Below are 26,071 nucleotides of genomic sequence, written 5' to 3'. Positions count from 1 at the left end.
GTCACACCTGCCGGCTTCTGCCGGTCCCTTCCTCGATGATCTCCAGTCGACGCCACGCGTCGCTCCGGTCCGACTCGGTGGGCGGGTCCTCGACGAGTACGTAGCGGTGGGGCGCCAGGACCCCCGAACCGGCGGCCGGGATGAGCGGGGTCAGCGCCCGGTGGGCCTCCTCGGGCGTCAACGAGGTGTCGCCGCGGGCGATGTACGCCGTGAGGTGCGGGGCCGCGCCGGGCGCACCCGCTACTGAGCCGTCCGCCCCGGCCGCACCCGCCCCGGCCGCACCCGCTGCTGAGCCGTCCGCCCCGGCCGCACCCGTCCCGGCCGCACCCGCCCCGGCCGCACCCGTCCCGGTCCCGTCCGCCGTCCCGCCCCGTCCCGGCTCCGCGGCCACCCGCACCGGCAGTCCGCCCACCGCCTGGCCGAGGGTCTCGCGCACGGCGTCGGGCGAGACCCAGCAGCCGTCCACCCGGAGCCAGTCGGGCCCGCGCTCGGCGGGACGTACTCCCGTCACCTCGGCCAGTGCCTCCATCGGCACAACCCCGGCGGCGGCCGCCTCCAGAAGCAGGACCAGCCCGGAGAGGAACCCCTCAGCCTCCTCGGGGGTGAAGACCGAGGGGGCTGCCCACAGGGAGATGTGGAGCTGGGGCGCCGTCCGGTACGTGAAGGCGAGCAGCCGGGTCGGCAGTGCCTGGGGCGGCCCCCAGGTCAGCTCCTGCTCGGCGTCGTCGCGGTCCTCCGTGTCCGTGCCCAGGAGCGGGGCGGGCAGGGCGCTCACGTCGTTGAACACCACGTCCCGGCCGAAGTGGCTGCCGCGTTCGGCGGTGACCCGGTCGATCATCTCCCACAGCCGTACGGAGTCGAACTGGCTGTGCCGGTAGGCGTCGAGCACCGCCCCCCAGGTCCGCGCGACCAGCGCGTCGAATGTCTCCACCCGGACATCCAGGTGGAGCAGCGCGTCCTGGGACGTGGTCGTCACCGAACGGGCGACCCGGGCGTGGAACCGGTTGGCGCTCGGGACGGCTGTGACACAGCTGTCCTGGCCCGCCCGGTGGGCCACCAGAGCGCACCAGGCGGCCATCAGCACGGTGGCCTCGGGGTGCCCGGTGCGGCGGGCCGCCCCGGCGAGCGCCCGGCCGCCTTGGCGGGAACGGAGCGTCAGCTGCCGGGCCTCCTCGTCGGTCCCCGGCCTCCTGCCGCGCGGCTCCGCGAACATCTCCTGCGGCCCGGTGCGGAGGATCCGCTCCCAGTACCGCAGGGACGCCTCCGACTTCCGCAGCCCGGCCGGGGATGCCTCCACGGCGGCCAGGTCGACCGGGGGCAGGGACGTGAGCCCCGGCAGCTCCTTGCCCGCCAGCAGTTCGGCGAACTCCTCGCGCAGGATGGCCATCGCGCTGCCGTCCGCCACCGCGTGGCTGAACGCAAGGGCCACGTAAGCCGGTTGTCCGGCCACGGTGAGCAGGGTGATCCGCACCGGGAACTCCCGCTCCAGGGCGAAGCGCCCGGCCCGGGCCGCCCGCGACACCGACTCCGCGTACTCCGCCGGATCGCCGGGGAGTTCGGTGTGGTCGAGCACGGTCACCGTGAAAGTGCCGTCCGACGCGACGACTTGGCCGACCGGTGCGGCCCCCGGCGGATGCGGGAAGGTGGTGCGCAGCCCCTCGTGCCGTACGGCCAGGGCGCGCAGGGCGTCGATGACGGTCGCCGAGGTGGTGCCCTCGGGGACGGGCCACACATCGTGGATGTTGATGTGGGTCGGGTCGTCCCGCAGGATGCAGCGGATCATGTTGGCCTGGCCCATGGTGAGGGGGCCCCGGCGCTCTTCGCCGCCCGCATAGGCGACGGTGACCGTGGTGGTGTGCGCGGAGTTCTGGTGCATGGTGTCCTTGCCGACAGCGGAGTTCATCGGTTCACGGCCCGGACCTGCCCCAGGCCCGAATCGGCGCTCGCACCTGCCAGCGCCTCCCAGTGGTCCATCAGGAGCGCGAAGTCGGCCATGTCGTCCCGGGCCTCGTCGAGGAGCCGGGAGCGGTGGTCGGTGAGCGCGTCCGCGACCGTCGAGTAGCGGCCGCCGAGCCGCCGGTAGGCCCGGTCGATGACGTCGAGGCGGCGGGCGGCGTCCACGCGGTCGAGGCCGACGCTGTCCCGGACGAAACCGGCGACCACGGACGCCTGGATGTGGCCCTCGGCGTCGAGCAGCGCGTCACCGGCCGCCGCCGTCCTCGCGAACACGGCGTTCAGGTACGTCTTCGCCAGCAGGAACTTCACGAAGCGGACCTGGTACGCGAGGAACCCGGCGTCCGTACGCCGCTCCTGCGTATGGAAGTTGACGATGTGCCGGTTGTGCTGGACGCCGGGCAGCTTGGCGTCGTGGACGAGATGGAGCAGGAAGTAGTCGCTGCCGATGGTGTCGGTGGCGGGCGGCAGCGGGACCCTGCGGTAGACCTCGTGGTCGAGTCCGATGTTGCACATGTCCACCCGCATCGGGCTGATGGGGGCGAGGGTGGTGCGGTCGCCGTCGAACGACGTGGTTCCGGCGCCCCGGAACGACTCGTCGATCAGATGGCCGCGCCAGATCTCCGGGTAGCCCTCGGGCAGCGACAGACCGACCAGTTCGCGGTACGTGTCCGGGTCGAGGTCGCGGATCTCCGCGACGTCCACCGACATCTCGCCCACGAAGGAGCCGCCGGTCATCGCCACCCGCCGGTCCCCGGAGCCCGGCGCGAGCTTGCTTCGGGTCGTTGACTGCCTTACGTCGTGGGCCCGTTGACCCAGGTAGCTCAGCTCCTGGTGGAGAGGGTAGACCGGCTCGCCGTCAAGGTGCTGGTAGCGGCTGTCGGAGTCCCGGCGGTGGACGGAGGTGCAGCCGAGGGCCTGGGCGATGAGGAACGCCCGGTTGGTGCAGGCGCCGTAGGAGACCCGGGACGGCAGCATCAGTTCCAGCAGCCGGTCCGCCGCTGCTCCGGCCGACCGGTCGGCCACCTCGCGCAGGAAAGCGCGCTGCTCGTCCTCGTCGAGGTGGTGGACGGCCACGCCGGGCGAGGCGGGCAGTGCTGCCACCGCCTTCCGGTGCTCCGCGAGGACCGGCGCGGGGGAGGAGTCCAGGATCAGCAGGTGTACCTCGACACCGAACTGCCGCGCCCCGTAAGCCGCTTCCTCGCCGATGGCGGCGATGGTGCCGGGGCAGGCCCGGTGGGTGGGCAGGGTCAGGCAGACGCGGCGCACGAAGGCTCCCCGCTCCGGGCGGCGGGTGCCGTGTTCTCGGAGTCCTCGACCGGGTCCTGCCAGGAGGCGAGCCCGAGGAGCCGGCTGCCCAGGGGGTTCAGCTCGGCCGTCGGGTAGCGCTTCGACTCGGGGCGCACCGGGTCGCCGACCAGGGTGCGGTTCCAGCGCGGGGTACGCAGATGGCGCCAGGACTCCACCCGGGACCTGCGCAGCCGCTCGTGCTCCTCCAGCGCGGGCATCATCGACAGGTACTGCACGGCCCGCACCCCGTTCTCGGAGAGGTTGCGCGCCACACCGTGGGCCAGCAGGCCGTTCCAGATGAGCAGGTCGCCGGGGCGCAGATCCGGTCGTACGACGGGGAGTTCGTCCCGGTCGATGTCGGGCCGCAGAGGATCGCGGTCCCCGGGCTGACCGACCTTCCAGGTGTCGAACCGCCGGAACAGTTCCGGGCAGCACTGGAAGCCGCCCGTCTCCGGCCGGGTGTCGTTGAGCGCGATGATGCCCTGCACCCGCTGCGGCGGCACGGCGAGCGTGGTGTCGATGTCCCAGTGCAGCTCGATGTCGAAGCCCCGGTCCGTCGGCTCGATCAGCGCGCGGTCGCGGTTGCCCCGGTTCGGCGGGTTGAGGTTGAGCCGGTCCAGGGTGACCCACAGCTCCTCGCAGTCCCATACGTCGACGAAGGCGTCGTACACGCGCTGCGACTGCCGGTTGTCCCAGAGGAGTTGGTGGTGGTAGGCCTCGACGAAGCCGTAGATGTGCAGCTGCTGGTCCAGCTCAGAGCGCAGCGGCCGGTCCTCGTACCAGCTCTCCGGCCGCTCGGGGTCCAGCCCCTGGAAGTCCCAGGTGAAGTCCAGCAGTTGACCTGCCACCGAGGCCGGGACCGCTTCCCGGACGATCACGTAGCCGTACCTCTGCCAGTGGGCGAAGTCCTCCTCGGACAGCACCCGCAGCGGACGGGACTTGTCGAGCTCCCGCAGGGCGGTCTGCGCGAGGTACGCCTCGCCGTCCGCGCTGAAGTACGGGATGTCCGAGGCCGCGCGGTGCAGGCGGGGCCGACGGCGAGGGGCGGGTGTCGTCATGAGGTTCATGGCAGGTCCTTCTCCTCGGCCGGCCGCGCGGCGACCCCGGGGGAGCGGGGTCGCCGCGGACGGCGGGACGGATGGCAGCGCCGTGGTGGGAGGAGCCGTGACCACGTCGATCAGCAGGATTGGTCCAGACCGCATGGACTGTCAAGTGCCCGGCACATATGGGGATATGGGATGCGGTCCTGTGCCTGGCGGCCACGGAAGCGATACCTGGCGTTCGGTATTTTTGGTCTAGACAACAAGCGAGCTACGGGCCTAATGTCCAAGGGCGCGGTCGGGTTCGTGGCGGGCTGTCAACCCGTTTTCCCGGCTGTGCTCCGGCCGGTGACGGCCCTGTCGACGGCCCTGTTCGGGACCGCCGCCGTCACGGCGATGCGGCCCGTACATCCGGTGGGTTCTCCGATGGCCGGCCCAACCGAGAAAGACGCGATTCGATGAACACATCCAGCATCACGGCCCTGCCGGGTATCGAGCTGAGGAGTCCCGGTGCCGGGCTGATCACGCTGGACCCGGTCCGCACCGCTCTGCTGCGGGGCCTGGACGACCTGCTGACCGGCCTGGCCGCACGGCTCTCCGCTCCCGAGGTCGTGGGGCCGCCCCTGCTGTCCGTCGACGGGCTGGCGCGGCTGGACTTCTTCCGCAACTTCCCCCATCTCGGCGTTTCCGCAGGGCGGTTCGGCCCGGAGGTGCTCGACGGCCTGGCCTCCGGCGGCTCGCCCCAGGACCTCCCGCTCCACCCGACCGGTCATGTCCTGCCGTCCGCGACCTGCTACGGCCTGCTGCTCTCCCTGGAGGGCGAGGACGTCGGCGAGGGCGGGCTGCGGCTCTCGGCGGTCGGCCGCTGCTTCCGCAACGAGACCCACTACGACGGCCTGCGCCGCCTGTGGGGCTTTCATATGCGCGAGGTGATCTACCTCGGCACCAAGGACGGGGCCACCGAACACCAGGCGCGTGGAGGGGAGTTCGTCCAGGAGGTGGCCGGGCGGCTCGGCCTGGCCCTGACCCGGGCGGCGGCCGACGACCCGTTCTACGACAACGGTGGCTCACGGGCCCGTCTGATGGCGCTGGACCCGGTCAAGTACGAGTACAGCGCCCCCGACGGCACGGCCATCGCCTCCGTCAACCGGCACCGCAACTTCTTCGGCGAGCGACTCGGCATCCGCGCCGGATCGCACGGGCCCGCCTACAGCTCCTGCGTCGCCTTCGGCGTCGAGCGCTGGGTGCACGCGATGATCCTCGCCCACGGTACGGCCGAGCAGGCCCTGGAGCGCCTCCGGGCCGCCGGCTCCTGACCATCACCCCGTACGGCAGTCGCCGGGACAGCTGCGCCCGGCAGTCGCCGGATCAGCTACGCCTCGCAGTCACCGGAACAGCAAGAGGAGCGATCTCCCCCATGGAACAAGTCGTCGCGTGGCTCCACGAGAAGAATCCCGGCCTCGACAGCCCGATCGGCGTCGACGAGGACCTCATCGAGGCCCGTCTCATCGACTCGATGGACTTCCTGGAGTTCATCGATCTCCTGGAGGAGATCTCGGGCAGCAGCATCGATCTGCAGGAGGTCACCATCGATGACTTCCGCACCCTCGCGCGCGTCCAGGAGCGTTTCCTCGACTCCGCCGGCCGCGCGGAGGTCACGGCCGGGTGAGCGCGCGCCGAACGTGACCCGTCACTCGCCCGCGCACGGGAAGGGCGCGGCCGCCGTCGCACTGGTGGCCACCACCGCCGAGGTGCTGGCCCACCCGGAGCTGGACGAGGGCCTGCTCGCCCCGTGGGAGCGGCTCCGGCTCACGGGCATCCGGGTGCCGGGGCGGCGGGACGACGTGGTGGCGGCCCGGCTGCTGCTGCGGCTGTGCGTCTCCCGGATCACCGGGCTGGAGCCGAGGGGCGTGGAGCCGGCCCAGCGCTGCCCCGGCTGCGGGCGGGACGGGCACGGACGGCCGTACCTTCCGGACCGCCCCGGGCTGGGCGTCAGCTTCAGTCACGCCGACGGCCTGGCCGCCGCGGCGGTCGGACCGGGCCCGGTCGGCATCGATGTGGAGCCCCTGGCGCGCCGGCCTGGGCCCGTCTCCGTACTGCGGCGGCTGCTGCCGGAGGACGAGGTCGACGCCGCCTGCGCCGAGCCGGACCCCGGTCCGGCGCTGCTGCGGTTGTGGGTCCGGCGGGAGGCGCTGTTCAAGGCCGGGAGGGAAGATCTCCCGCTGACCGAGTGGACGGACCAGGGCCGTGCGGCGGTGGTGGCGCTCGCCGGAGCCGCCGGGGCCGACGGAGCCGCCGGAGCCGCCGGGGCCGACGGAGCCGACGGAGCCGCCGGAGTCGACGGGGCCTTCGCGCCGCCCCTCAGCCCCGCCCCGGCTCCGCGGTCAGGTCGATGAGGCGGCAGACCGTCTCGATGTCGATCTTCACCTGGGCGATCGAGGCCCGGCCCGACAGCCAGGTGATCAGCGCCGAGTGCCAGGTGTGCTCGATGACCCGGACCGCCGACAGCTGCTCCGGGGTCGGGTTCTCCAGGCCCATCGCGTCCAGGATGATCGTCGTGGTGAGCCGCGAGACGGTGTCCACCTCGGGGCTCACGCTGCGGTCCGCGAAGGTGAGCGCGCGGACCATGGCGTCCGCGAGGTGCGGTTCGCGTTGCAGGGCGCGGAAGGCGCGCATCAGCGTCTCGGCCACCCGCTGGGCCGCGTCGTCGCCGGCCGGGGGGCGCTTGCGGAGCGTCGTGTGCAGATGCTGGAGCTGGTCCTGCATGGTCGCGACCAGCAGATGGATCTTGGACGGGAAATAGCGGTAGAGGGTGCCCAGCGCGACCCCGGCGGCCTCGGCCACCTCCCGCATCTGCACCGCCTCGAACCCGCCCCGGCTCGCCAGTTGGGCGCTGGCGTGCAGGATGCGGCGGCGGCGGGCCTCCTGGCGTTCGGTCAGCGGAGGCGCTGCCGGTCTGGCGTCCGCGGTCATGCTGTCCCCGTTCCACGATCCATGATCCATGGCTTGATCCACCCGGACGGTCGAAGCGGGCCGTCCCGGGCGCGCACAGCATGCCAGTGCGTCCGTCGTGGCGCGAATCACCTGATCCGGCCGTTCCGGCGACGCTACCTGCCGGTAGATTCGATGCACGTCGAGCGATCAAGTATGAAACTTGTTCTAGCAAGTCTGAAACTTGTTCTAGATTAGCGCGACCGGTTACGCTCCGGCGAACACGCAGTCAGAAGGGGGCCGAGTGTGACCGCTGAGGCCATAGAGACAGGCCCCCGCACGGGCGACGGCAGCACCGCCGGGACCGGCGGCCGGCCGTTGCGCATCGCACTCCTCACCTACAAGGGCAATCCTTTCTGCGGCGGCCAGGGCGTGTACGTCCGCCACCTCGGCCGGGAGCTCGCCCGCCTCGGCCACAGCGTCGAGGTGATCGGCGCGCAGCCCTACCCGGTGCTCGACGAGGGCGTCCCGCTGACCGAGCTGCCCAGCCTCGACCTCTACCGGCATCCCGACCCCTTCCGCACGCCGAAGCCCGGCGAGTACCGCGACTGGATCGACTTCGCCGAGGTCGCCACCATGTGGACCGGCGGCTTTCCCGAGCCGCTCACCTTCAGCCTGCGCGCCCGCCGCCATCTCCTGGCCCGGCGCGGCGAGTTCGACGTCGTCCACGACAACCAGACCCTCGGTTACGGGCTCCTCGGCGACCTCGGCGCCCCGCTCGTGACGACGATCCACCACCCCATCACCGTGGACCGCAGGCTCGACCTGGCGGCCGCGGCCACCCGCCGCCGACGTGCCTCCGTACGCCGCTGGTACGCCTTCACCCGGATGCAGAAGCGGGTCGCCCGCAAGCTGGACACCGTCCTCACCGTCTCCGGCTCCTCCCGCGACGAGATCGTCGAGGACCTCGGCGTACGCGCGGACCGGATCAGCGTCGTCCACATCGGCGCCGACACCGACCTGTGGTCGCCCGACCCCGCCGTCCCCGAGGTGCCCGGCCGCATCGTCACCACCTCCAGCGCCGACGTCCCGCTCAAGGGCCTAGTCCACCTCGTCGACGCGCTCGCCAAGCTCCGTACCGAGAACCCCGCCGCCCACCTCGTCGTCGTCGGCAAGCGCGCCGAGGACGGGCCGGTCGCCCGCGCGATCGAGCGGCACGGGCTCGCGGACGCCGTCGAGTTCGTCAAGGGCATCAGCGACGCCGAGCTGGTCGACCTCGTCCGCAGTGCCCAGGTCTCCTGCGTGCCGTCGCTGTACGAGGGGTTCTCGCTGCCCGCCGCCGAGGCCATGGCCACCGGCACACCGCTCGTCGCCACCACCGGCGGCGCGATCCCCGAGGTCTCCGGCCGCGACGGGGAGACCTGCCTCGCCGTGGCGCCCGGCGACGCGGACGCGCTGGCCGGGGCGCTGGCCCGGCTGCTGGCCGACCCGGAGCTGCGCGCCCGGCTCGGCGCGGCGGGCCGCGCGCGGGTGCTGGCCAACTTCACCTGGGCCAGGGCGGCCGCCGGAACGGCCGAGCTGTACCGTCAGGCGATCACCGCCCGCGGGGTCCGCAGGTGACCGCGGACTCCCGGGCGGCCGCGCGCCCCCGGGCGACCGCGGATCCGATCGTCACCACCCGTACCTCCGACCTCGAAGGCAGGCCCTCGTGCTGACCGTCGACTTCACCCGCTTCCCGCTCGCCGCCGGCGACCGAGTGCTCGACCTGGGCTGCGGTGCCGGCCGGCATGCCTTCGAGTGCTACCGGCGCGGAGCGCAGGTCGTCGCCCTCGACCAGAACGCCGAGGAGATCCGCGAGGTCGCCAAGTGGTTCGCCGCGATGAAGGAGGCCGGTGAGGCCCCCGAGGGCGCCACCGCCACCGCGATGGAGGGCGACGCCCTCAACCTGCCCTTCCCCGACGACTCCTTCGACGTCGTGATCATCTCCGAGGTCATGGAGCACATCCCGGACGACAAGGGCGTCCTCGCCGAGATGGTCCGGGTCCTCAAGCCGGGCGGCCGGATAGCCGTCACCGTCCCGCGCTACGGCCCCGAGAAGATCTGCTGGACCCTCTCCGACGCCTACCACGAGGTCGAGGGCGGCCACATCCGCATCTACAAGGCCGACCAGCTCCTCGCCCGGATCCGGGAGGCCGGACTCAAGCCGTACGGCACCCACCACGCCCATGCCCTGCACTCGCCGTACTGGTGGCTGAAGTGCGCCTTCGGCGTGGACAACGACAAGGCCCTGCCGGTGCGGGCGTACCACAAGCTGCTGGTCTGGGACATCATGAAGAAGCCGCTCGCGACCCGGGTCGCCGAGCAGCTCCTCAACCCGGTCGTCGGCAAGAGCTTCGTCGCGTACGCCACCAAGCCGCACCTTCCGAAGGCCGAGGCGTGAGCACTCCCGAACAGACCGAACACCTCGTTCTGCCGGGCGTCCTGACGGCGGCTCAGGCCGCCGACACGGTCGCCGCGATCGCCGCCGTACAGCGGGAGGACGGTGCGCTGCCCTGGTTCCGGGGGCATCACCTCGACCCGTGGGACCACACCGAGGCCGCGATGGCCCTGGACGCGGCCGGCGAGCACGAGGCCGCCGCCCGCGCCTACGAGTGGCTCGCCCGCAACCAGAACGCCGACGGGTCCTGGTACGCCGCCTACCACGACGGCGACCCGCTCCGGCCGACGGACCGGGGCCTGGAGAGCAACTTCGTCGCGTACGTGGCCGTCGGCGTCTGGCACCACTACCTCGCCACCGGCGACGACGCGTTCGTCGACCGGATGTGGCCCACGGTCTTCGCGGCGGTCGAGTTCGTGCTCCGGCTCCAGCAGCCCGGAGGCCAGATCGGCTGGAAGCGGGAGCCCGACGGCACCCCGGTGAACGACGCGCTGCTGACCGGTTCGTCCTCGATCCACCAGGCGCTGCGCTGCGCGCTGGCCATCGCGGAGCGGCGCGAGGAGCCGCAGCCCGACTGGGAGTTGGCCACCGGGGCGCTGGCCCACGCGATCCGCAGCCACCCCGAGCGCTTCCTCGACAAGAACCGCTACTCGATGGACTGGTACTACCCGGTTCTCGGCGGCGCGGTCACCGGGGCCGAGGCCACCGCCCGCATCCAGGAGGGCTGGGACCGCTTCGTCGTGCCCGGCCTCGGGGTGCGCTGCGTGCTGCCCAACCCCTGGGTGACCGGCGGCGAGAGCTGCGAACTCGCCCTGGCCCTCTGGGTGACGGGGGAGTCGGACCGGGCGCTGGAGATCCTCCAGTCGATCCAGCACCTGCGCGCCGAGGGCGGACTGTACTGGACGGGGTACGTCTTCGAGGGCGAACGGGCCGTCTGGCCCGAGGAGTTGACCACCTGGACGGCGGGCTCGCTGCTCCTGGCGGTGGCCGCACTCGGGGGGGACGAGGCGACCACCGCGGTCTTCGCGGGCGAGCGGCTGCCGGTCGGACTGGAGCCGGACTGCTGCCGCTGAACACCGCCCGGGGCGGAGCCGGTCAGCGACGGATGCGGCCCGCCACGGCGTGCCCGATGAAGAGATAGACCACGGCCGCGAGACCGTAACCGGCGACGACGTTCGCCCACGTCCTGTCGAACGTGAACAGGTCGTACGACCAGCCGGCGAGCCAGCGGGCCGCGTCGTGCAGCCACTGCACGAAGTCGTTGCCACGGTTGGCGTCCAGCAGGTACATCAGGATCCAGAGGATGATGATGAAGGCCAGGATGTCGGCCACGACGGCAATCACGCGTGCCGCTGAACTGCTGCCTGAACGGGTTCTGGGAGACATGGAACTCTGGTTGCCGCTTTACGCAGGGTGAAACCCGGACGGCCCGCATTGAGTGGCGACCGGCGTGGGAACGGGCGAGGCTGAGCCGGAGTGCCGAGGTCCGTCACTCGCTGTGACATGCCCGGATTGGCCCGTTCGTCCTGGGTCCGGTCCGGTCAGGAGGCCCGCCGTGTCCCGTTCCGTACCGCTGTGCCGCACCCTGGCGGCGCTGCTGCTGTCCTGCTCCCTGCTGGCGGGCGCCACCGCGTGCGGCGACTCCGGGGACTCCGCCGGCGGCAACGCGGCGAGCGCCTCGGCGTCCGCCACCCCCTCCGGGGCCAGCCCCTCGGCGTCCGCCGAGAAGCAGCGGCTCGCCAAGACCCGGTTTGTCGCCAACGCGGGGCTCGCGGCGGGGGCGACGTACCAGTGGATCGTGAAGCCGTACCGCGCCGGGACGTTCAAGAAGGGGGCGGAGGGGCGGCGCTTCGCCCTCGTCAAGGCGGGCCTGGCGGGCGGGTTCGCCTACAACCGGCTCAAGGCCGCGGCGGAGAACGCCAAGGGCGACCCGCTGCTGTCGAAGGCCGTCGCCCCGCTCACCGCCGGGATCGAATCCCTCAAGGACCTGGGGACGAAGCTCCGCAAGGGCGACGCGGGGGAGGGCGACGTGGGCGCGTTCGAGAGCGTCATCGACAGCATCAAGAACGCGGGCAAGGACGCGGGCGCCGAGGTGCAGGACAAGGTTCCCTCCACGTCCCAGCTGACCGGATAGCTTCCACGTCCCCGGTCGGCCGGGGAGCCTCCTCCGGTCCCGGCCGGCCGGAGAGCACCGGCGGTAATCCGGATGATCAGCCCCGTTCCGCCGGTTAGGGTGCGCCGCATGACGTCTCTCTCCCACGACCGGTACTGCGACGAGATCCTGGCCCAGACCGATGCCCTGCGCGCGGTACTGACCGGCGCCGACCTCACCGCGACCGTCCCCACCTGCCCCGACTGGACCCTCCGCGAGCTCGCCGTGCATGTCGGCGGCGCGCACCGCTGGGTCGGCGAGACCGTCCGCACCCGGGCCGCCGACGAGTTCCCGGAGGACGAGGTGCCCGGCTTCGCGGGACCCGAGAGCGAGGATCCGGCCGCGTTGGACGCCTGGCTCGCCGAAGGCGCGGCCGCGACCGTCGAGGCGCTGCGGGAAGCCGGGCCGGACACCGCGGTGTGGACGTGGGTGACCGAGCAGCGTTCGGCCTTCTGGGCGCGGCGCATGACGCACGAGACGGCCGTGCACCGGGCGGACGCGGCGCTCGCCGCCCGCGCCCCGTACGAGGTCGACGCCGAGGTGGCCGCCGACACCATCGAGGAGTGGCTGGGCATCGTCTCCCTGGCCCAGGAGGAAGGCGACCCGGAGGCGGCGGAACTGCGGGGCGGCGGGCGCTCGTTGCATCTGCACGCCACCGATGTGCCCGGCGCGGAATGGTTGATCGAGTTCGGCGACGACCGCTTCACCTGGCGGCACGCGCACGAGAAGGCGACCGTCGCGCTGCGCGGCTCGCTCACCGATCTGATGCTCGTCTTCAACCGCCGCCTGGCGCCCACCGGTCCGCGCGTGGAGGTGCTCGGCGACGCGGCCCTGCTGGACTTCTGGCTGGACCGGTCCTCCTTCGGCTGAGCGCCCTGTCTAGGAGCTGAGCTCCGCGAGGACCCGCAGTGTGTGCGGGTCCGGGGCGGTGACCAGCAGATCCGTCACCGGACCCGTGCGCCACAGCTCCAGCCGCTCCGCGATCCGGGCGCGCGGCCCGATCAGCGAGATCTCGTCCGCGAACGCGTCGGGCACCGCCCGCACCGCCTCCTCCTTGCGGCCCTGGAGGAACAGCTCCTGGACCCGCCGGGCCTCTTCCTCGAAGCCCATGCGGGCCATCAGGTCGGCGTGGAAGTTGCGGGCCGCGTGTCCCATCCCGCCGATGTAGAAGCCGAGCATCGCCTTCACCGGCCACAGCCCCTCGGCCACGTCGTCGCAGACGTGCGCACGGGCCATCGGCGCGACCATGAAACCGTCCCGGAGCCCGGCGAGCGAGGCCTCGTACACGTCCGTGCGCAGCGGCGACCAGTACAGCGGCAGCCAGCCGTCCGCGATCCGAACCGTCTGCGCGATGTTCTTCGGGCCCTCCGCCCCCAGCAGGACCGGCAGCGAGGCGCGCAGCGGATGCGTGATCGGCTTCAGCGGCTTCCCGAGACCGGTGGCGTCCGGGCCGTCGTACGGGTGGGGGTGGAAGCGGCCCGCCAGCTCCACCGGTCCCTCCCGTGCGAGCACCTGCCGGATCACCTCGACGTACTCGCGGGTCGCGGTCAGCGGGCTCTTCGGGAACGGCCGCCCGTACCACCCCTCCACCACCTGCGGCCCCGACAGGCCGAGGCCGAGCAGCATCCGGCCGCCGGAGAGATGGTCCAGGGTCAGCGCGTGCATGGCCGTCGCGGTGGGCGTACGGGCCGCCATCTGGACGATGCCGGTGCCCAGCCGGATCCGCGAGGTGTGGGCGGCGATCCAGGTCAGCGGCGTGAAGGCGTCCGAGCCCCAGGCCTCCGCCGTCCACACCGAGTCGTAGCCGAGCCGCTCGGCCTCCTGGACCAGGGCGAGCTGGTCGGGGTCCGGGCCGCGGCCCCAGTATCCGAGCGCGAGTCCGAGCCGCATGCCGTTCCCTCCAGCCTTAGCTGACGAAGTGTCAGAAGCGTGGTCGGCTTGGACTGTACGACAACGGCCCCCCGCCCGGAAGGGCGAGGGGCCGCGGTGTGCGTCGGGGATCAGCCGCGCTGGATGCCCGTGGTGTCCTGGAGGACGCCGCGACGGCCGTCCTGCGTCTGGGCGATCAGGCTCTGGCCGCGCTGCTCCACCGCGAGGTACCAGGTGCCCGGCGCCAGTTCGGCGATCGGGTTCGGCGAACCGTCCTCGCCGTACAACGGGCGCGCCACCGGAACGGCGAACCAGAACGGGGTGAAGTCGTCCGCCGGTGCCGCGCCGCCCTGTGCGGGCTGCTGGGCCTGGGCCTGCTGGGCCTGCGCCTGCGCGTGAGCCGGGTCGGCCTGCGCGGGCTGGCCCTGCTGGGCGCCCGGGTAGCCGTAACCCTGGTTCGGCTGGGCGCCGTACGGCTGCTGCTGCTGCTGGCCGCCCGGGAAGCCGTAGCCCTGGCCGGGCTGCACGCCGTACGGGGCCTGGCCGCCCTGCACGCCCTGCGCCGGGGAGGGCGGGCTGAGGAGCGGGGCCTTGAGGAAGGGCACCAGCGGTCCGGCGATCGCGGCGCCGGCGAGCACGATGGTGGCGAGCAGACCGAGGATCAGGCCGGCCCCGGCGTTGCTGATGTCGAGGATCGTCCAGAAGGCGGTCCACACGGCGAAGACGGTGAGCGCCACGCCGAACTGGCCGAGGTCGAGCCCGACGACCTTACGGCCCGGCATCGCACGGCTGACGATCACCAGCGCCGCGGCGATGACGCCGGCGAGGAAGACGCTCATCAGGAGCCCGAGTGCGTCCCACGCGTTCGGGTTGTCGACCCGGGAGCAGTCGATGCCCTGCGGGCAGAAGCTGGTGTAGTCGAGGAAAGAGGCGATGAACAGCACGACCGCTGCTCCGATCACCACGCCGTCGCCTCGAGTGAGGGATCGGATATTCACGTGAAGGTCCTTAGTCGGTCGTCTCGTCGGGGCGGTCGTCGCTGCCGCCGGTGCGGCTCGAAGCTGGGAGCGGCTCCCCATCGTACGGATGAATCTATCGTCTGCCCGGGCGGGTTGCGCCCGAGCCCGGATCATGAGCGGTTATCCCCCCAATTTCACCGCAGAACTACCCCTTCAGGTAGCTACTGATGCCGTCGGCCAGGCCCTGGGCCGCCTTCTGCCGCCAACTCGCGCTGGTGAGCAGGGCGGCGTCCTTCGGGTCACGCATATTGCCGCATTCGACGAACACCTTGGGCACGGTCGACAGATTCAGTCCGCCGAGATCATTACGCGTGTCCAGACCGGTATTTCCGCCGATGTAATTGGAAGGTGCGCTTCCGGTCGTGCGGACGAAGTGTCCCGCGATCCTCGCGCCGAGATCGGCCGAACTCTTCACGATCTTCGAGGTGTCGGCCCCGCCGCCCTTCACCGCGGCGGGCAGGATCACATGGAAGCCCCGGTTGCCCACCGTCGATCCGTCCGCGTGTACCGAGACCACGGCATCGGCTTTCGCCTCGTTCCCGATCCGGGCCCGCTCGTCGATGCATGGTCCGAACGGCCGGTCCGCGTCGTGCGTCAGCCGGACCCGGGCGCCCTCGGCCTCCAGCAGGGTGCGCAGCCGGTGGGACACGTCGAGGGTGAACCGGGCCTCCGCGTAACCGTCGTTCGTGGAGGTACCGGTCGTATCGCATTCCTTGCGGCCGGTGCCGATGTCGACCTGCTCGTTGATCTCCCGGGTGTGGTCGCGGTTACCCGGATTGTGTCCCGGGTCGATCACCACGGTCCGGCCGGTCAGCGGACCCTTCGGCAGCGGCTTCGCGGAAGCGGAACCGGAAGGAGAAGCGGAGGGAGCGGCGGAACCGGCCGGCTCGGAGGGGGCGGGGGAGGCAGCGCCCGCGTCGGGCCGGGGCGGGGCTCCGTCGGCCCGGCCCGCTTCCGGACCGCCGCCGCATCCGGCGGCGGTCAGGCATACGGCGGCCAGGGCGGCGGCCACGGACAGGGGCCGGGCGCGGCGGGTGGGGGGAGGGCTGTCGTCGTACGGCACGCGGCGATGCTACCCACCCGGCTGTCCGGACGGCCCGGACCGCGTCCCGTGCGGCCCGGACGCGGTCCCGTACGGCTCAGATCCCGCCCCCCGTGCGGCGCAGCACGCGCAGCGAGTCCGTCACCGAGACCTCGGTGAACGCCCCCGAGGCCAGCGCCCGCTGGTGGATCCGGTACGGGGCCTGCCCGCCGTCGGCCGGGTCGGGGAACACGTCGTGGATCACCAGCAGGCCGCCCTCGGCGACGTGCGGGGCCCAGCCCTCGTAGTCGGCACTCGCGTGCTCGTCGGTGTGCCCGCCGTCGATGAAGACCAGCCCGAGCGGCCCGTTCCATACGGCGGCCACCCGCGGGGAACGCCCGACGAGCGCCACCACGTGGTCCTCCAGGCCGCCCCGGCGCAGGGTGCGGCGGAACGTCGGCAGGGTGTCCATCAGCCCGACCTCCGGGTCCACCACGCTCGGGTCGTGGTACTCCCAGCCGGGCTGCTGCTCCTCGCTGCCCCGGTGGTGGTCGACGGTGAGCGCGCTCACCCCGGCCGCCCGTGCCGCGTCCGCGAGCAGGATGGCGGAGCGCCCGCAGTACGTGCCCACCTCCAGCAGCGGCAGCCCGAGCGCGCCGGCCTCGGTGGCGGCGGCGTACAGGGCGAGGCCCTCGTGGACCGGCATGAAGCCCTTGGCGGCCTCGAACGCGGCGAGGATCTCCGGCTCGGGTCCGGGGGGTCCGGCGGCGGAAGCGGAAGCCGCGGACGCGGCGGCGGACTCGGCGGTCACGGGGTTCCTCCAGGTGGGGCGGGGTGCCGACGACGGGCGGCTCGGCTGGGACGGCGACCCATCGTGCCGTACGCCCCCGCCGGAAGGATCGGCGGGGGCGTACGTGGGGTGAGCCCGGGTCCGGGCGGTCCCCGGCAGAACGGCGCGCTCGGGTCAGCAGCTCTGCCAGAGTCGGGTCATGACGCGGACGCCGAAGCGCAGGCCCTCCAGCGGGACGCGCTCGTCCACGCCGTGGAAGAGGCGGCCGTAGTCCAGGTCGTGCGGGAGCTTCAGGCCCTTGAAGCCGAAGCAGCGGATGCCCAGGTGGGTGAAGGCCTTGGCGTCGGTGCCGCCCGGGTTGCAGTACGGGACGGGGTGGCCGTCCGGGTCCTCGGCGCGGACGGCGTCGCACATCGCGTCGACCAGCGGGCCGTCGAACGTCGTCTCCATCGCGATGTCGTGGTTGACCCACTCGCGGCTGACGGAGGGGAGCAGGAGCCGGTCGATCGTGTCGATCAGTTCCTGTTCGTGACCGGGGAGGAACCGGCCGTCCACGCGGGCGGTGGCCTTCCCGGGGATGACGTTGGTCTGGTAGCCGGCGGTGAACATGGTGGGGTTCGCCGAGTTGCGGAGCACCACCTGCATGAAGTCCGCGACCGGGCCCAGGCGGGCGAGGCTCGACTCGATGTCGTTCTCGTCGAACTCGACGCCGTAGAGCCGGGCGGCCTCCTCCAGCAGGGCGCGGACCGGTTCGATCAGCCGGATGGGGAAGGTCTCGCGGCCGATCCGGGTGAGGGACTCGGCGAGGTCGGTGACCGCGTTCTCGTCGTTGGGCGACGAGCCGTGCCCGGCCCGGCCGTTCGCGGTGAGCTCCATCCAGGCCATACCGCGCTGGGCGTTCTCGATCGGGTACAGCCGGCGCGTGTCGTCGAGGGCGAAGGAGAAGCCGCCGCCCTCACCGATCGCCTCGGTGACCCCGGAGAAGAGGTCCGGGCGGTGCTCGACCAGCCAGTGCGCGCCGAACTTTCCGCCCGCCTCCTCGTCCGCGAGGAAGGCGAGCACCACGTCGCGGGCCGGCCGCGTGCCGGTGCGGGCGAAGTGCCGGGCGGTGGCGAGCATGACCGCCACCGTGTCCTTCATGTCGATCGCGCCCCGGCCCCAGAGGTAGCCGTCGCGGATCTCGCCCGAGAACGGCGGGACCTGCCATTCGGAGGCGTCGGCGGGCACGACATCCAGGTGGCCGTGGACCAGCAGGGCGCCGCGGGTGGGGTCGCTCCCGGCGATCCGGGCGATGACGCTGGCCCGGCCCGGGGCGGACTCGACCAGTTCGGACGCGATGCCCACGTCGGCGAGGCGGTCCACCACCCAGTCGGCCGCGGCGCGTTCGTCGCTGGTCGGGTTGGAGGTGTCGAACCGGATCAGTGCGGCGCAGAGGTCCACGACCTCGGTCTGGGCCTGCTCGGAGGCGGGGGTGAGGGTCATGCTGCTCCTGCCGGAGTGGTCGCGCGGGCGGCGGGGGCGGGGCTGCTGCCGTCCTCGTCGTCCAGGGTGGAGGTGCCGTACGGCCTGACCCAGCCCAGCAGGCCGAGGACGCAGTACAGCAGGAAGGCGGTGGCCAGCGAGTTGAGGGCCGGGATGCCGCCGTCGTAGAACTTGCCGACACAGAAGGCCACGACCCAGATGACCAGGGACATCGGCACCCAGGTGGGCGAGGTCGACGGCAGGGTCTCCGCCGCACGGGTGTCGTCCAGCGGCTTGCGCATCCGCTTCACGACCCAGTACTCGGCCACGATGATCCCGCCGATCGGCGGGATCATCACTCCCAGCAGGGAGAGGAACTCCGTGAAGTGGGTCATGATGCCGACCGCGGACAGGAGCGTGCCGGCGATGCCGAGGACGACGGTGACCACGCCGCGGTGCAGCCGCTTGCGGAAGACGACCTGGAAGAAGTTGACGACGCCGAGCGAGGAGCCGTACAGGTTCCAGTCGTTGATCTTCGCGGTGGACATCAGGACCACCATCACACCGAAGGCGCCCGAGGTGGAGAGCACGATGTGGGACACATCGCTCGACTTCACCAGGTGACCGAGCAGCACACCGACCATGCCGACGATGTACTCGGACAGGATCATCGAGGAGGCGCTCTGCACGAAGACGTGCGAGCCCTTCCTGTTGTAGCGGGTCATCTCCGGGGAGACGATCGCGCCGGTCATGTAACCGCCCGCGATGGCGGTGGCGGCGACGGCCAGCGGGATCGCCTCGCCGGGCGGCGGCGAGCTGATCAGCTCACTGATCGAGTGGTCGTTCAGCGTCGTGATGATCGACCAGGCGACCATGCCGAAGAACAGCGGGGTGACGATCTTGGCGAACAGGGCCATGTACCGGAAGCCGAAGATCACCAGGGCGGTGATGGCGATGCCCGCGATCACGCACCACATCCAGGACGGTCCGCCGACCAGCGCCGAGACGCTGTCGCCGAAGATCGTGTTCTGGACGCCGAACCAGCCGACCAGGCTGACCGCGATGACGAAGCTGACCAGCGCCGAACCGTTGCGGCCGAAGCCCGTCCAGCGGGTGAGCATCGGGGTCGCCAGACCCTCGCGCATACCGGCCAGGCCGATCGCGAAGATCACGATCTCCAGGATCACCGCGCCGAGCGTGAAGGCGAGGAAGGCGTCCCCGAAGGTCATGCCGACGCCGATGGTGGCGCCCAGCGTGAACTGGGAGATCGAGCCGGACTGGGCCAGCCACTGCAGGAGCATGGACCAGAAGCCGAAGCGCTTGTCGCGCGGGACCCGCGAGAGCGAGTAGTCGTCGCTGCCGATGCTCTTGGCTTCGGGGGCCGTGGCGTCGGCCTGGGGGGCGGATGCCATCAGGACTCCTGGGTGGTGCGGCCGAGGGTCTGCAGGTGAGCCAGCGACCCGTAGCGGTTGACGAGGTTGTCGAACTCCACCGCGTCGTGGAAGTCCAGATTCCCGGCGCCGAAGCCCTTGGCGACCTCCACGGCGTAGCGGGCGGCGGACGCGATGTCGCTCTCATGACTCGCGCCCGTCTGGCAGCCCGGCACCGCGGCGGCCGAGGTGACCGCGAGACCGACGACCGGAGCCGCGGTCGCGGTGGCGGGCTGGAGAATCGAATTGATGTGGTGTGCACCGTTACCGTACGGCGTGATGTCCTGGGTGGTCACCGGGTATGTGACCAACGGCTCACCGGTCACCACGGCCAGCAGCTCGCCGAGCTGCTCGCTGACCCGGAGCACCCAGCCCTCCTTGACGGTGGGCGACAGGGCCAGGCCCTTGTGGTTGATGATCCGGTTGCCCTTGGTGGTGTCGATGGAGAGCACGGCCTCCATGTCGGCGGTCACCTCGTGCCGGTTCATGGTGGCGATGTCCACGGGCGAGCCCATGAACGGCACCGGGTCGTGCGGCTCGGTCGGCGCGTCCGGGCAGATGTGGGTGGCGACGATCACGTCACCGGGCAGCACATCGCCGCGACGGCGCATGTCGAGCAGCTTGGCCGCCGTGGCGATGGCACAGGCCGCGCCGTCGGCGTCGGAGACCAGACCGGTCACCTCGGGCCGGGCGCCGAGACCGCCGAGCCGGCCCACCACACCGAGGGTGCGGGCGCTGCCGCCCGCCGTCCGGCCGCGGGAGCCGGGGATGCGGACGAGCACGAAGTCCGTCGAGCCCTGGTCACCCGTGACCGTGGTGACCTGTGCGGACGAGCCCTCGGCCCCCGCCGCGGCGTCGAGGTACTCGACGACCGTCTTGCCAGTGACCTGGGGATCGTCCAGCAGCTCGACGATGTCCAGTACGTACTTCAACATGGGGGCTTTTCTCCTGATCCTGACACCCGCCCGGCGCTCGTCGGGGGAGAGCGCGGGGCGGGGTGCTGAGGCAACATTCGGGATCGGATAGCGTTGAGCGCAACTGTTTCCCGTTATCTGCAATCGCGGTCTGAATGGTGAGATGACGATGGCCGAATTCGATCTGGACCGGCGCACGCCCGCCGGGGCGCTGCAAACCGTCGACCGGGCACTCCTGGTGCTGCTCGCCTTCGAGCGCACCCGGCCCGACTGGGGCGTCACGGAGGTGGCCGAGGAGTTCGGCTGGGACACCTCCGTCGCCCAGCGGCTGCTCGCCACCCTGGCCGGCCGGGGCTTCCTGGTCTCCGACCCCGCCACCCGCCGCTACCGCATCGGCCCCGCCGTGCTGCGGCTCGGCCGGCTCTGGGAGCGCTCGGGCTCTCTGGAGCTGCTGGCCGGTCCGGTCCTGGAGGAGCTGCGCCGGACCACCGGCGACACGGCCCTGTTCTGCCTGCCGGACAACTTCCACATGCGCTGCGTGGCCGCCGAGGAGGGCGAGACCGGACCGCTGCGCTACTACCCGCTGGTCGGCGAGCTCTACCCGGCGCACGCGGGGGCGACCAGTAAGTCGTACTACGCCTGTCTGCCCGACGAGCAGCGCCACCGGCTCTTCCGGGGCCGCCCCATGGCGCGCTTCACGGACCGCACCGTCACCGATCCGGACCTCCTGGAGCGGGAGTTCCTGAAGATCCGGGCCCAGGGCTACGCCTGGACGGTCGGCGAGTACGACACCGGGATCGCCACCGTCGCCGTACCGGTCTTCCTGGGGCGCGAGCCGTACGGAAGTCTCAGCCTCGGGGGCGGAGAGGACCGGTTCCAGGGGGCTCCCGAGGACCGGCTCGACGCGCTGCGCCACGCGGCCCAGCTGCTGGAGCAGCGCCTCACCCACCCGCCGCAGCGGCCGAAGTCCCGCGCCCGGCGGCCCCGCACCACCTGACCGACCCGATCCGCCCGACGTACCCGAGGAACCCCGTGAATCTCCTTCTGCTCTCCAACTCCACCCAGTACGGCTGCGGTTACCTGGAACACGCCCTGGACACCGTCACCGCGTTCCTCCCCGCGAACGCGCGACTCGCCTTCGTCCCGTACGCGCTCGCCGACCACACCGCGTACACCGCCCGGGTCCGCGAGGCCCTGGAGCCGGCCGGCATCACCGTGCGCGGCGTGCACGAGAACCCCGACCCGGTCGCCGAACTCGCCGCTTCCGACGCCGTGTTCATCGGCGGCGGCAACTCCTTCCGGCTGCTCGGCGCCCTCTACCGCACCGGGCTGCGCGAGGCCGTGCGGGACGCGGTACGGGACGGGCTGCCCTACATGGGCGCGAGCGCGGGGACCAACATGGCCGCCCCGACCCTGCGCACGTCCAACGACATGCCCATCGTGCAGCCGCCGTCCTTCGAGACGCTGGGCCTGGTCCCGTTCCAGATCAACCCGCACTATCTCGACCCCGACCCGGACAGCACCCACAAGGGCGAGACCCGCGAGGAGCGGCTCACCGAGTTCCTGGAGGAGAACGACGTACCCGTGCTCGGGCTGCGCGAGGGCTCCTGGCTCCGCGTCGACGGTGACCGGGCTAACGTCCAGGGCGCCCGCCCCGCCCGGCTGTTCTCCCGCGCGGCCGAGCCTCAGGAGCTCCTGCCGGGATCCGACGTGTCCCGGCTGCTCAGGACAGCGCCGCGGTTCGACGCTCCGGTGCGCTGACCGCGCCGGCGTCGTCCGCGCTGACCGGGCTCGCGTCGTCCGCGCTGCTCGCCAGGAGCACGGGGTGCGCGGACGGGCGCTGCGAGGGCAGGAAGGCCGCCAGCACCAGGCCGATCAGCACCGCCCCCGTGGCGATCAGGAACGAGATCCGGAAGCCCTCCATGGACGGCACCTGGACCGAGCCCATCGTCACGGAGGTGTTGGCCAGCACCATGCCGATGACCGCGCTCGACACCGACGTGCCGATGGAGCGCATCAGGGTGTTGAGGCCGTTGGCCGCGCCGGTCTCCGACGGGTCGACGGCCCCGATGATCAGGGCCGGCAGCGAGGAGTAGGCGAGGCCGATCCCGGCGCCGAGCACTACCGCGATCAGCACGGTCTGCCAGGCGGCGGAGAGCAGGCCGAGACCGGCCCCGTAACCGACGGCGATGACCAGCATGCCGAGCATCAGCGTGGCCTTGGGGCCGCGGCGGGCCGAGATCCGGGCGTACAGCGGGGCGACGAACATCATCGTCACGCCCAGCGGGGCCACGCAGAGCCCGGCGACCACCATGGACCGGCCGAGGCCGTAACCGGTCGACGTGGGCAGCTGGAGCAGTTGGGGCAGGACCAGGGAGACCGCGTAGAAGGCGACCCCGACCATGATCGAGGCGAGGTTGGTGAGCAGCACCTCACGGCGGGCCGTGGTGCGCAGATCGACCAGCGGGGCCGGGGTGCGCAGCTCGAACAGGCCCCACAGCACCAGGGTGGCCACGGACGCGCCGAGCAGCCCGAGGGTCGGCGCCGAGGTCCAGCCCCAGTCGCTGCCCTTGGTGACCGGCAGCAGCAGGAGGACCAGACCGAGCGAGAGCCCGAGGGCGCCGATCACGTCGAAGGTGCCGGGCGCGCGCAGCGGCGGCTCGGGGACGAGGGCGTACGTGAGCGCCATCGCGAGCAGGCCGAGCCCGGCCGACCCGAGGAACAGCGCGTGCCAGTCGGCGTGCTGGGCGACCAGCGCGGCGGCGGGCAGCGCGAGCCCGCCGCCCACGCCTATGGAGGAGCTCATCAGGGCCATCGCCGAGCCGAGCTTCTCGCGCGGCAGCTCGTCGCGCATGATCCCGATGCCGAGCGGGATGGCGCCCATGGCGAAGCCCTGGAGCGCGCGGCCGGTGATCATCACGACCAGGTCGTCGGTGGAGGCGCAGATCAGCGAGCCGATCACCATGACGGCGAGGGAGGCGAGCAGCATCCGCCGCTTGCCGTAGAGGTCGCCGAGCCGGCCCATGATCGGGGTCGAGACGGCGCCCGCGAGCAGGGTGGCGGTCATCACCCAGGTGGCGTTGGCCGGGTCGGTGCCGAGCAGGACCGGCAGGTCCTTGATGACCGGGACGAGCAGGGTCTGCATGACCGCGACGGTGATGCCCGCGAAGGCGAGGACGGGCACGATGCGGCTGGAGCGCGCTTTCGGCGGCCCGGGAAGGTGCCCTGCGTGCCGTATCTGTCGCGTTCGTCGCATGCGTGGGGCCTCCCGGGCAGCCGTCGGTCACCCGGGCTCCCCCCAAGTGTGTGCAGGGTGAACGCTTCTGGGCTGCGCCCTTATTCCGGTTCGGACCGACCCGTCTTCCGGCCTTCCGTCAGATTGAAACGTGTTCTACTCTTTCGCCGTTCCAGTGGCTGCGACCGGCGGAGACGCGCATGGGCATCGGCACGGCTATCGGCACCGGCATCGGGATCACCGACGAGCACCGCGCGCTGGCGCACTCCGTACGGGGGTGGCTGGCCCGCGCCGCACCCCCCGGCGAGGTGCGCGAACTCCTCGACGCGGCGACCCCGGCCGCCTGTGGTGTGCGCCCCGCGCACGGGAAGGCGCTCGCCGCGCAGGGGCTCACCGGCATCCATCTGCCCGAGGCGTACGGAGGCGGCGGCGGGGGTCTCCTCGACCTCGCCGTGGTCCTGGAGGAGGCCGCGTACGCCTCGCTGCCCGGCCCGTACCTCGCGACGGTGCTGACCGGCGCGGTGCTGGGGCGGGCGGGCGGTCCGGGGACCGGCGACCTGCTCCGGTCCATCGCCGCCGGGACCCTCACCGCCGCCCTCGCCCTCACTCCCGGCACCCTCACCGCCACCCCCGCCGAGGGCGGCCACCGGCTCGACGGCACCGCCCCGCCCGTCCTGAGCGCCGACGCGGCCGACCTGCTCCTGCTGCCCGCCGCCACGCCCGACGGCGAACTCTGGTTCCTCGTGGACGCCGGGGCCGAGGGCATCGCCGTGCGCCCGCACCGCAGCGTCGACCCGACCCGGCCCACCGCCGAGGTGCGCGCCGACGCGGTCCACGTACCGGCGCACCGGACCGTGCGCACGGGTGACCCCGCGCTCGTCCGCGACCTCGCCGCCGTCCTCCTCGCCGCCGACGCCTGCGGCACCGCCGCCCGGAGCCTGGACACCGCCGTCGAACACGCCGCGACACGCGAACAGTTCGGGCGGCCCATCGGAGCGTTCCAGGCGGTCAAGCACCTCTGCGCCGACATGCTCGTCCGCCTCGAACAGGCCCGCGCCCTGGCCTGGGACGCGGCCCGCGCCGCCGACGAGGGGTTCGACGGGGCGGGCTCCGGCGGCACGGGGTCCGACGGGGCAGGGCCCGCCGACGAGGGCCCCGACGGGGCAGGCTCCGTCGACGAGGGGTCCGGCCGGGCGGGCGCCGAGGCGCGCGGGCTCGCCGCGGCCCTCGCCGCCGCCACCGCACCCGAGGCCGCCTACACCTGTGCCAAGGACGCCATCCAGATCCTCGGCGGCATCGGCTTCACCTGGGAGCACGACGCCCACCTCCGACTGCGCCGGGCCGTCCTCGCCCGGCAGCTCCTCGGCCCCGCCGACGCCCACCGGCTGCGCGCCGCCCGCCTCGCCGAGGCCGGGGTCCGCCGCGAACTCGCCCTGGAGCTTCCCCCCGAGGCCGCCCGCCACCGAGCCGAGGCCCGGCCCCACCTCGCCGCCGCCCGGGGCCTCACGCCCCACGGGGCCCGCCGCGCCCTCGCCGCCACCGGCCATGGGGCCCCGCACCTCCCCGCCCCGTACGGCCTGGACGCCGGACCCGTACAACAGCTGGCGATCCAGCAGGAGTTACGGGAACAGGGCATCCGTCTCAGCGATCTGTCCATCGCCACCTGGGTGGTGCCGTCCCTGATCGCGTACGGGACGAAGGAGCAGCGCGAGCGGTATCTGCCGGCCACCCTGCGCGGCGACCTCCAGTGGTGCCAGCTCTTCTCCGAACCCGACGCCGGATCGGACCTCGCGGCGCTGCGCACCCGTGCCGTACGCACCGACGAGGGGTGGCGGATCACCGGGCAGAAGGTCTGGACGAGCGCCGCCCGCACCGCCGACCACGGCATCCTGCTGGCCCGCACCGACCCGGACGCGCCCAAGCACCGCGGGCTCACCTACTTCCTGGTCGACATGAAGGAGGCCCGGGGCATCGAGATCCGGCCGCTGAAGGAGATCACCGGCGAATCCCTCTTCAACGAGGTGTACTTCGACGACGTCCTGCTGCCCGCCGACGCCGTCGTCGGCGAGGCCGGCGGCGGCTGGCGGGTCGCCCGCCACACGCTCGGCAACGAACGCGTCCACATGGCCGACCAGATGACCTTCGACAGCGGCCTCGAAGCGCTGATCGCCCGCTCGGCCGGGCTCGACGACCCCACCCGGGCCCGCATCGGCGCGCTCGCCGCCGAAGCGCACGCGCTCGCCTGCATCGGGCTGCGCACCACCCTCCAGCAGGTCTCCGGCCTCGAACCGGGCGCCGGAGCCTCCGTACGCAAACTCGTCCAGACCGTCCACCAGCAGAAGGTCGCCGAGCTCACCCTCGAACTCCTCGGCCCGGACGGCGCGGTGGACGAACCGGCGGCGGGGGAGCGGGCCCTGCACGGCTTCCTGATGTCCCGCTGCCTGACCATCGCCGGCGGCACCACCCAGATCCAGCTCAACATCGTCGCCGAACGGATCCTCGGCCTGCCCCGGGACTGACCAACAGACA

General features: G+C 72.4%; 24 protein-coding genes. 11 read left to right on the top strand and 13 right to left on the bottom strand.

From position 1 onward, the window contains the following. Window position 1 precedes the first annotated feature (1 nt). From ACFWRV_RS00700 to ACFWRV_RS00690, 3 genes are read right to left on the bottom strand one after another with little or no spacing between them, the layout of a single operon-like run. Complete coding sequence (locus ACFWRV_RS00700) at window positions 2-1,903, bottom strand: condensation domain-containing protein (RefSeq protein WP_384326436.1); 1,902 nt, start codon at window positions 1,901-1,903, stop codon at window positions 2-4. Further along, window positions 1,900-3,222, bottom strand: a complete 1,323-nt coding sequence (locus ACFWRV_RS00695) for a DUF6271 family protein (protein ID WP_384326434.1) — start codon at window positions 3,220-3,222, stop codon at window positions 1,900-1,902. The genes ACFWRV_RS00700 and ACFWRV_RS00695 overlap by 4 nt, the downstream gene beginning before the upstream one ends. Then, the gene (locus ACFWRV_RS00690) at window positions 3,204-4,301 is read right to left on the bottom strand and encodes a phytanoyl-CoA dioxygenase family protein (protein WP_384326696.1); all 1,098 of its coding nucleotides are present in this window, start codon (window positions 4,299-4,301) and stop codon (window positions 3,204-3,206) included. Before ACFWRV_RS00690 ends, ACFWRV_RS00695 begins: the two co-directional genes overlap by 19 nt. Window positions 4,302-4,741: 440 nt before the next feature. Here ACFWRV_RS00690 and ACFWRV_RS00685 point away from each other — a divergent pair, with 440 nt between their 5' ends. From ACFWRV_RS00685 to ACFWRV_RS00675, 3 genes are all read left to right on the top strand, one after another. After that, complete coding sequence (locus tag ACFWRV_RS00685; RefSeq protein ID WP_384326432.1) at window positions 4,742-5,599, top strand: hypothetical protein; 858 nt, start codon at window positions 4,742-4,744, stop codon at window positions 5,597-5,599. Between the two features lie 101 nt (window positions 5,600-5,700). After that, window positions 5,701-5,952, top strand: a complete 252-nt coding sequence (locus ACFWRV_RS00680; RefSeq protein ID WP_384326430.1) for an acyl carrier protein — start codon at window positions 5,701-5,703, stop codon at window positions 5,950-5,952. 13 nt (window positions 5,953-5,965) lie between these two features. After that, window positions 5,966-6,679, top strand: coding sequence for a 4'-phosphopantetheinyl transferase family protein (locus ACFWRV_RS00675; protein ID WP_384326428.1), 714 nt, complete (start codon window positions 5,966-5,968; stop codon window positions 6,677-6,679). Here ACFWRV_RS00675 and ACFWRV_RS00670 read toward each other — a convergent pair. Further along, on the bottom strand, window positions 6,645-7,256 hold the full coding sequence (locus tag ACFWRV_RS00670) for a TetR family transcriptional regulator (protein ID WP_384326694.1): 612 nt from the start codon (window positions 7,254-7,256) through the stop codon (window positions 6,645-6,647). The two genes, ACFWRV_RS00675 and ACFWRV_RS00670, sit on opposite strands and share 35 nt — an antisense overlap. A 264-nt stretch (window positions 7,257-7,520) precedes the next feature. Here ACFWRV_RS00670 and ACFWRV_RS00665 point away from each other — a divergent pair, with 264 nt between their 5' ends. The 3 genes from ACFWRV_RS00665 to ACFWRV_RS00655 all read left to right on the top strand — a co-directional run bounded on the left by ACFWRV_RS00665 (window position 7,521) and on the right by ACFWRV_RS00655 (window position 10,724). Further along, entirely contained in the window at window positions 7,521-8,834 is a 1,314-nt protein-coding gene (locus ACFWRV_RS00665) for a glycosyltransferase family 4 protein (RefSeq protein ID WP_384326427.1), read from the top strand. Between the two features lie 88 nt (window positions 8,835-8,922). Continuing rightward, complete coding sequence (locus tag ACFWRV_RS00660; protein WP_109165947.1) at window positions 8,923-9,654, top strand: class I SAM-dependent methyltransferase; 732 nt, start codon at window positions 8,923-8,925, stop codon at window positions 9,652-9,654. Then, the gene (locus ACFWRV_RS00655) at window positions 9,651-10,724 is read left to right on the top strand and encodes a prenyltransferase (protein ID WP_384326425.1); all 1,074 of its coding nucleotides are present in this window, start codon (window positions 9,651-9,653) and stop codon (window positions 10,722-10,724) included. Before ACFWRV_RS00660 ends, ACFWRV_RS00655 begins: the two co-directional genes overlap by 4 nt. Window positions 10,725-10,746: 22 nt before the next feature. Here ACFWRV_RS00655 and ACFWRV_RS00650 read toward each other — a convergent pair whose 3' ends face one another. Beyond that, window positions 10,747-11,037, bottom strand: coding sequence for a hypothetical protein (locus ACFWRV_RS00650; RefSeq protein ID WP_384326423.1), 291 nt, complete (start codon window positions 11,035-11,037; stop codon window positions 10,747-10,749). 169 nt (window positions 11,038-11,206) lie between these two features. Here ACFWRV_RS00650 and ACFWRV_RS00645 point away from each other — a divergent pair, with 169 nt between their 5' ends. After that, the gene (locus tag ACFWRV_RS00645; protein ID WP_384326421.1) at window positions 11,207-11,785 is read left to right on the top strand and encodes a hypothetical protein; all 579 of its coding nucleotides are present in this window, start codon (window positions 11,207-11,209) and stop codon (window positions 11,783-11,785) included. Between the two features lie 108 nt (window positions 11,786-11,893). Further along, window positions 11,894-12,673 (top strand): maleylpyruvate isomerase family mycothiol-dependent enzyme, encoded by a 780-nt coding sequence (locus tag ACFWRV_RS00640; RefSeq protein ID WP_384326419.1) that lies wholly within the window; start codon window positions 11,894-11,896, stop codon window positions 12,671-12,673. A gap of 9 nt (window positions 12,674-12,682) precedes the next feature. Here the strand turns inward: ACFWRV_RS00640 and ACFWRV_RS00635 are convergent, their stop codons facing one another. From ACFWRV_RS00635 to ACFWRV_RS00605, 7 genes are all read right to left on the bottom strand, one after another. Then, window positions 12,683-13,693 (bottom strand): LLM class F420-dependent oxidoreductase, encoded by a 1,011-nt coding sequence (locus tag ACFWRV_RS00635; RefSeq protein WP_384326418.1) that lies wholly within the window; start codon window positions 13,691-13,693, stop codon window positions 12,683-12,685. 110 nt (window positions 13,694-13,803) lie between these two features. Further along, complete coding sequence (locus ACFWRV_RS00630; protein ID WP_384326416.1) at window positions 13,804-14,670, bottom strand: DUF5336 domain-containing protein; 867 nt, start codon at window positions 14,668-14,670, stop codon at window positions 13,804-13,806. 166 nt (window positions 14,671-14,836) lie between these two features. Then, a complete protein-coding gene (locus ACFWRV_RS00625; protein ID WP_384326414.1) occupies window positions 14,837-15,754 on the bottom strand; it encodes an N-acetylmuramoyl-L-alanine amidase in 918 nt (305 codons plus the stop codon). A gap of 76 nt (window positions 15,755-15,830) precedes the next feature. Next, the gene (locus ACFWRV_RS00620) at window positions 15,831-16,418 is read right to left on the bottom strand and encodes a class I SAM-dependent methyltransferase (RefSeq protein ID WP_384326692.1); all 588 of its coding nucleotides are present in this window, start codon (window positions 16,416-16,418) and stop codon (window positions 15,831-15,833) included. 258 nt (window positions 16,419-16,676) lie between these two features. Further along, window positions 16,677-17,984 carry a M20/M25/M40 family metallo-hydrolase gene (locus ACFWRV_RS00615; protein ID WP_384326412.1) on the bottom strand — a complete coding sequence of 436 codons (1,308 nt, stop codon included), beginning with the start codon at window positions 17,982-17,984 and terminating at the stop codon, window positions 16,677-16,679. Then, a complete protein-coding gene (locus ACFWRV_RS00610; protein ID WP_384326410.1) occupies window positions 17,981-19,375 on the bottom strand; it encodes a cytosine permease in 1,395 nt (464 codons plus the stop codon). Before ACFWRV_RS00610 ends, ACFWRV_RS00615 begins: the two co-directional genes overlap by 4 nt. Next, complete coding sequence (locus ACFWRV_RS00605) at window positions 19,375-20,328, bottom strand: DUF1177 domain-containing protein (protein ID WP_384326408.1); 954 nt, start codon at window positions 20,326-20,328, stop codon at window positions 19,375-19,377. The genes ACFWRV_RS00610 and ACFWRV_RS00605 overlap by 1 nt, the downstream gene beginning before the upstream one ends. 148 nt (window positions 20,329-20,476) lie before the next feature. On the opposite strand from ACFWRV_RS00605, the gene ACFWRV_RS00600 reads away from it, so the two are divergent. Together ACFWRV_RS00600 and pepE are read left to right on the top strand one after the other, a co-directional pair. Beyond that, window positions 20,477-21,304, top strand: a complete 828-nt coding sequence (locus ACFWRV_RS00600) for an IclR family transcriptional regulator (protein WP_384326406.1) — start codon at window positions 20,477-20,479, stop codon at window positions 21,302-21,304. A 35-nt stretch (window positions 21,305-21,339) separates the two neighbouring features. Further along, window positions 21,340-22,068: a dipeptidase PepE gene (pepE, locus tag ACFWRV_RS00595; RefSeq protein ID WP_384326404.1), complete on the top strand. Its 729-nt coding sequence runs from the start codon at window positions 21,340-21,342 to the stop codon at window positions 22,066-22,068. Here the strand turns inward: pepE and ACFWRV_RS00590 are convergent. Next, on the bottom strand, window positions 22,031-23,563 hold the full coding sequence (locus tag ACFWRV_RS00590; protein WP_384326402.1) for an MFS transporter: 1,533 nt from the start codon (window positions 23,561-23,563) through the stop codon (window positions 22,031-22,033). The two genes, pepE and ACFWRV_RS00590, sit on opposite strands and share 38 nt — an antisense overlap. 179 nt (window positions 23,564-23,742) lie before the next feature. Between ACFWRV_RS00590 and ACFWRV_RS00585 the strand changes: the two genes are divergently transcribed. Further along, window positions 23,743-26,061 carry an acyl-CoA dehydrogenase family protein gene (locus ACFWRV_RS00585; RefSeq protein WP_384326400.1) on the top strand — a complete coding sequence of 773 codons (2,319 nt, stop codon included), beginning with the start codon at window positions 23,743-23,745 and terminating at the stop codon, window positions 26,059-26,061. The last annotated feature ends 10 nt before the right edge of the window (window positions 26,062-26,071 follow it).

It is taken from the genome of Streptomyces sp. NPDC058576 (genome assembly GCF_042718715.1).
GTDB lineage: Bacteria > Actinomycetota > Actinomycetes > Streptomycetales > Streptomycetaceae > Streptomyces.
The sequence above is the reverse complement of the archived record's forward strand: the minus strand, read 5'-3'. Positions and strand labels throughout refer to the sequence as shown.

Bases quoted from the DNA above. Each gene is read 5' to 3' on its own strand.
- ACFWRV_RS00700 (WP_384326436.1), bottom strand. From the start codon at position 1,903: ATGAACTCCGCTGTCGGCAAGGACACCATGCACCAGAACTCCGCGCAC.
- ACFWRV_RS00690 (WP_384326696.1), bottom strand. From the start codon at position 4,301: ATGACGACACCCGCCCCTCGCCGTCGGCCCCGCCTGCACCGCGCGGCC.
- ACFWRV_RS00685 (WP_384326432.1), top strand. From the start codon at position 4,742: ATGAACACATCCAGCATCACGGCCCTGCCGGGTATCGAGCTGAGGAGT.
- ACFWRV_RS00680 (WP_384326430.1), top strand. From the start codon at position 5,701: ATGGAACAAGTCGTCGCGTGGCTCCACGAGAAGAATCCCGGCCTCGAC.
- ACFWRV_RS00670 (WP_384326694.1), bottom strand. From the start codon at position 7,256: ATGACCGCGGACGCCAGACCGGCAGCGCCTCCGCTGACCGAACGCCAG.
- ACFWRV_RS00650 (WP_384326423.1), bottom strand. From the start codon at position 11,037: ATGTCTCCCAGAACCCGTTCAGGCAGCAGTTCAGCGGCACGCGTGATT.
- ACFWRV_RS00640 (WP_384326419.1), top strand. From the start codon at position 11,894: ATGACGTCTCTCTCCCACGACCGGTACTGCGACGAGATCCTGGCCCAG.
- ACFWRV_RS00635 (WP_384326418.1), bottom strand. From the start codon at position 13,693: ATGCGGCTCGGACTCGCGCTCGGATACTGGGGCCGCGGCCCGGACCCC.
- ACFWRV_RS00620 (WP_384326692.1), bottom strand. From the start codon at position 16,418: ATGCCGGTCCACGAGGGCCTCGCCCTGTACGCCGCCGCCACCGAGGCC.
- ACFWRV_RS00615 (WP_384326412.1), bottom strand. From the start codon at position 17,984: ATGACCCTCACCCCCGCCTCCGAGCAGGCCCAGACCGAGGTCGTGGAC.
- ACFWRV_RS00610 (WP_384326410.1), bottom strand. From the start codon at position 19,375: ATGGCATCCGCCCCCCAGGCCGACGCCACGGCCCCCGAAGCCAAGAGC.
- ACFWRV_RS00605 (WP_384326408.1), bottom strand. From the start codon at position 20,328: ATGTTGAAGTACGTACTGGACATCGTCGAGCTGCTGGACGATCCCCAG.
- ACFWRV_RS00600 (WP_384326406.1), top strand. From the start codon at position 20,477: ATGGCCGAATTCGATCTGGACCGGCGCACGCCCGCCGGGGCGCTGCAA.
- ACFWRV_RS00590 (WP_384326402.1), bottom strand. From the start codon at position 23,563: ATGCGACGAACGCGACAGATACGGCACGCAGGGCACCTTCCCGGGCCG.
- ACFWRV_RS00585 (WP_384326400.1), top strand. From the start codon at position 23,743: ATGGGCATCGGCACGGCTATCGGCACCGGCATCGGGATCACCGACGAG.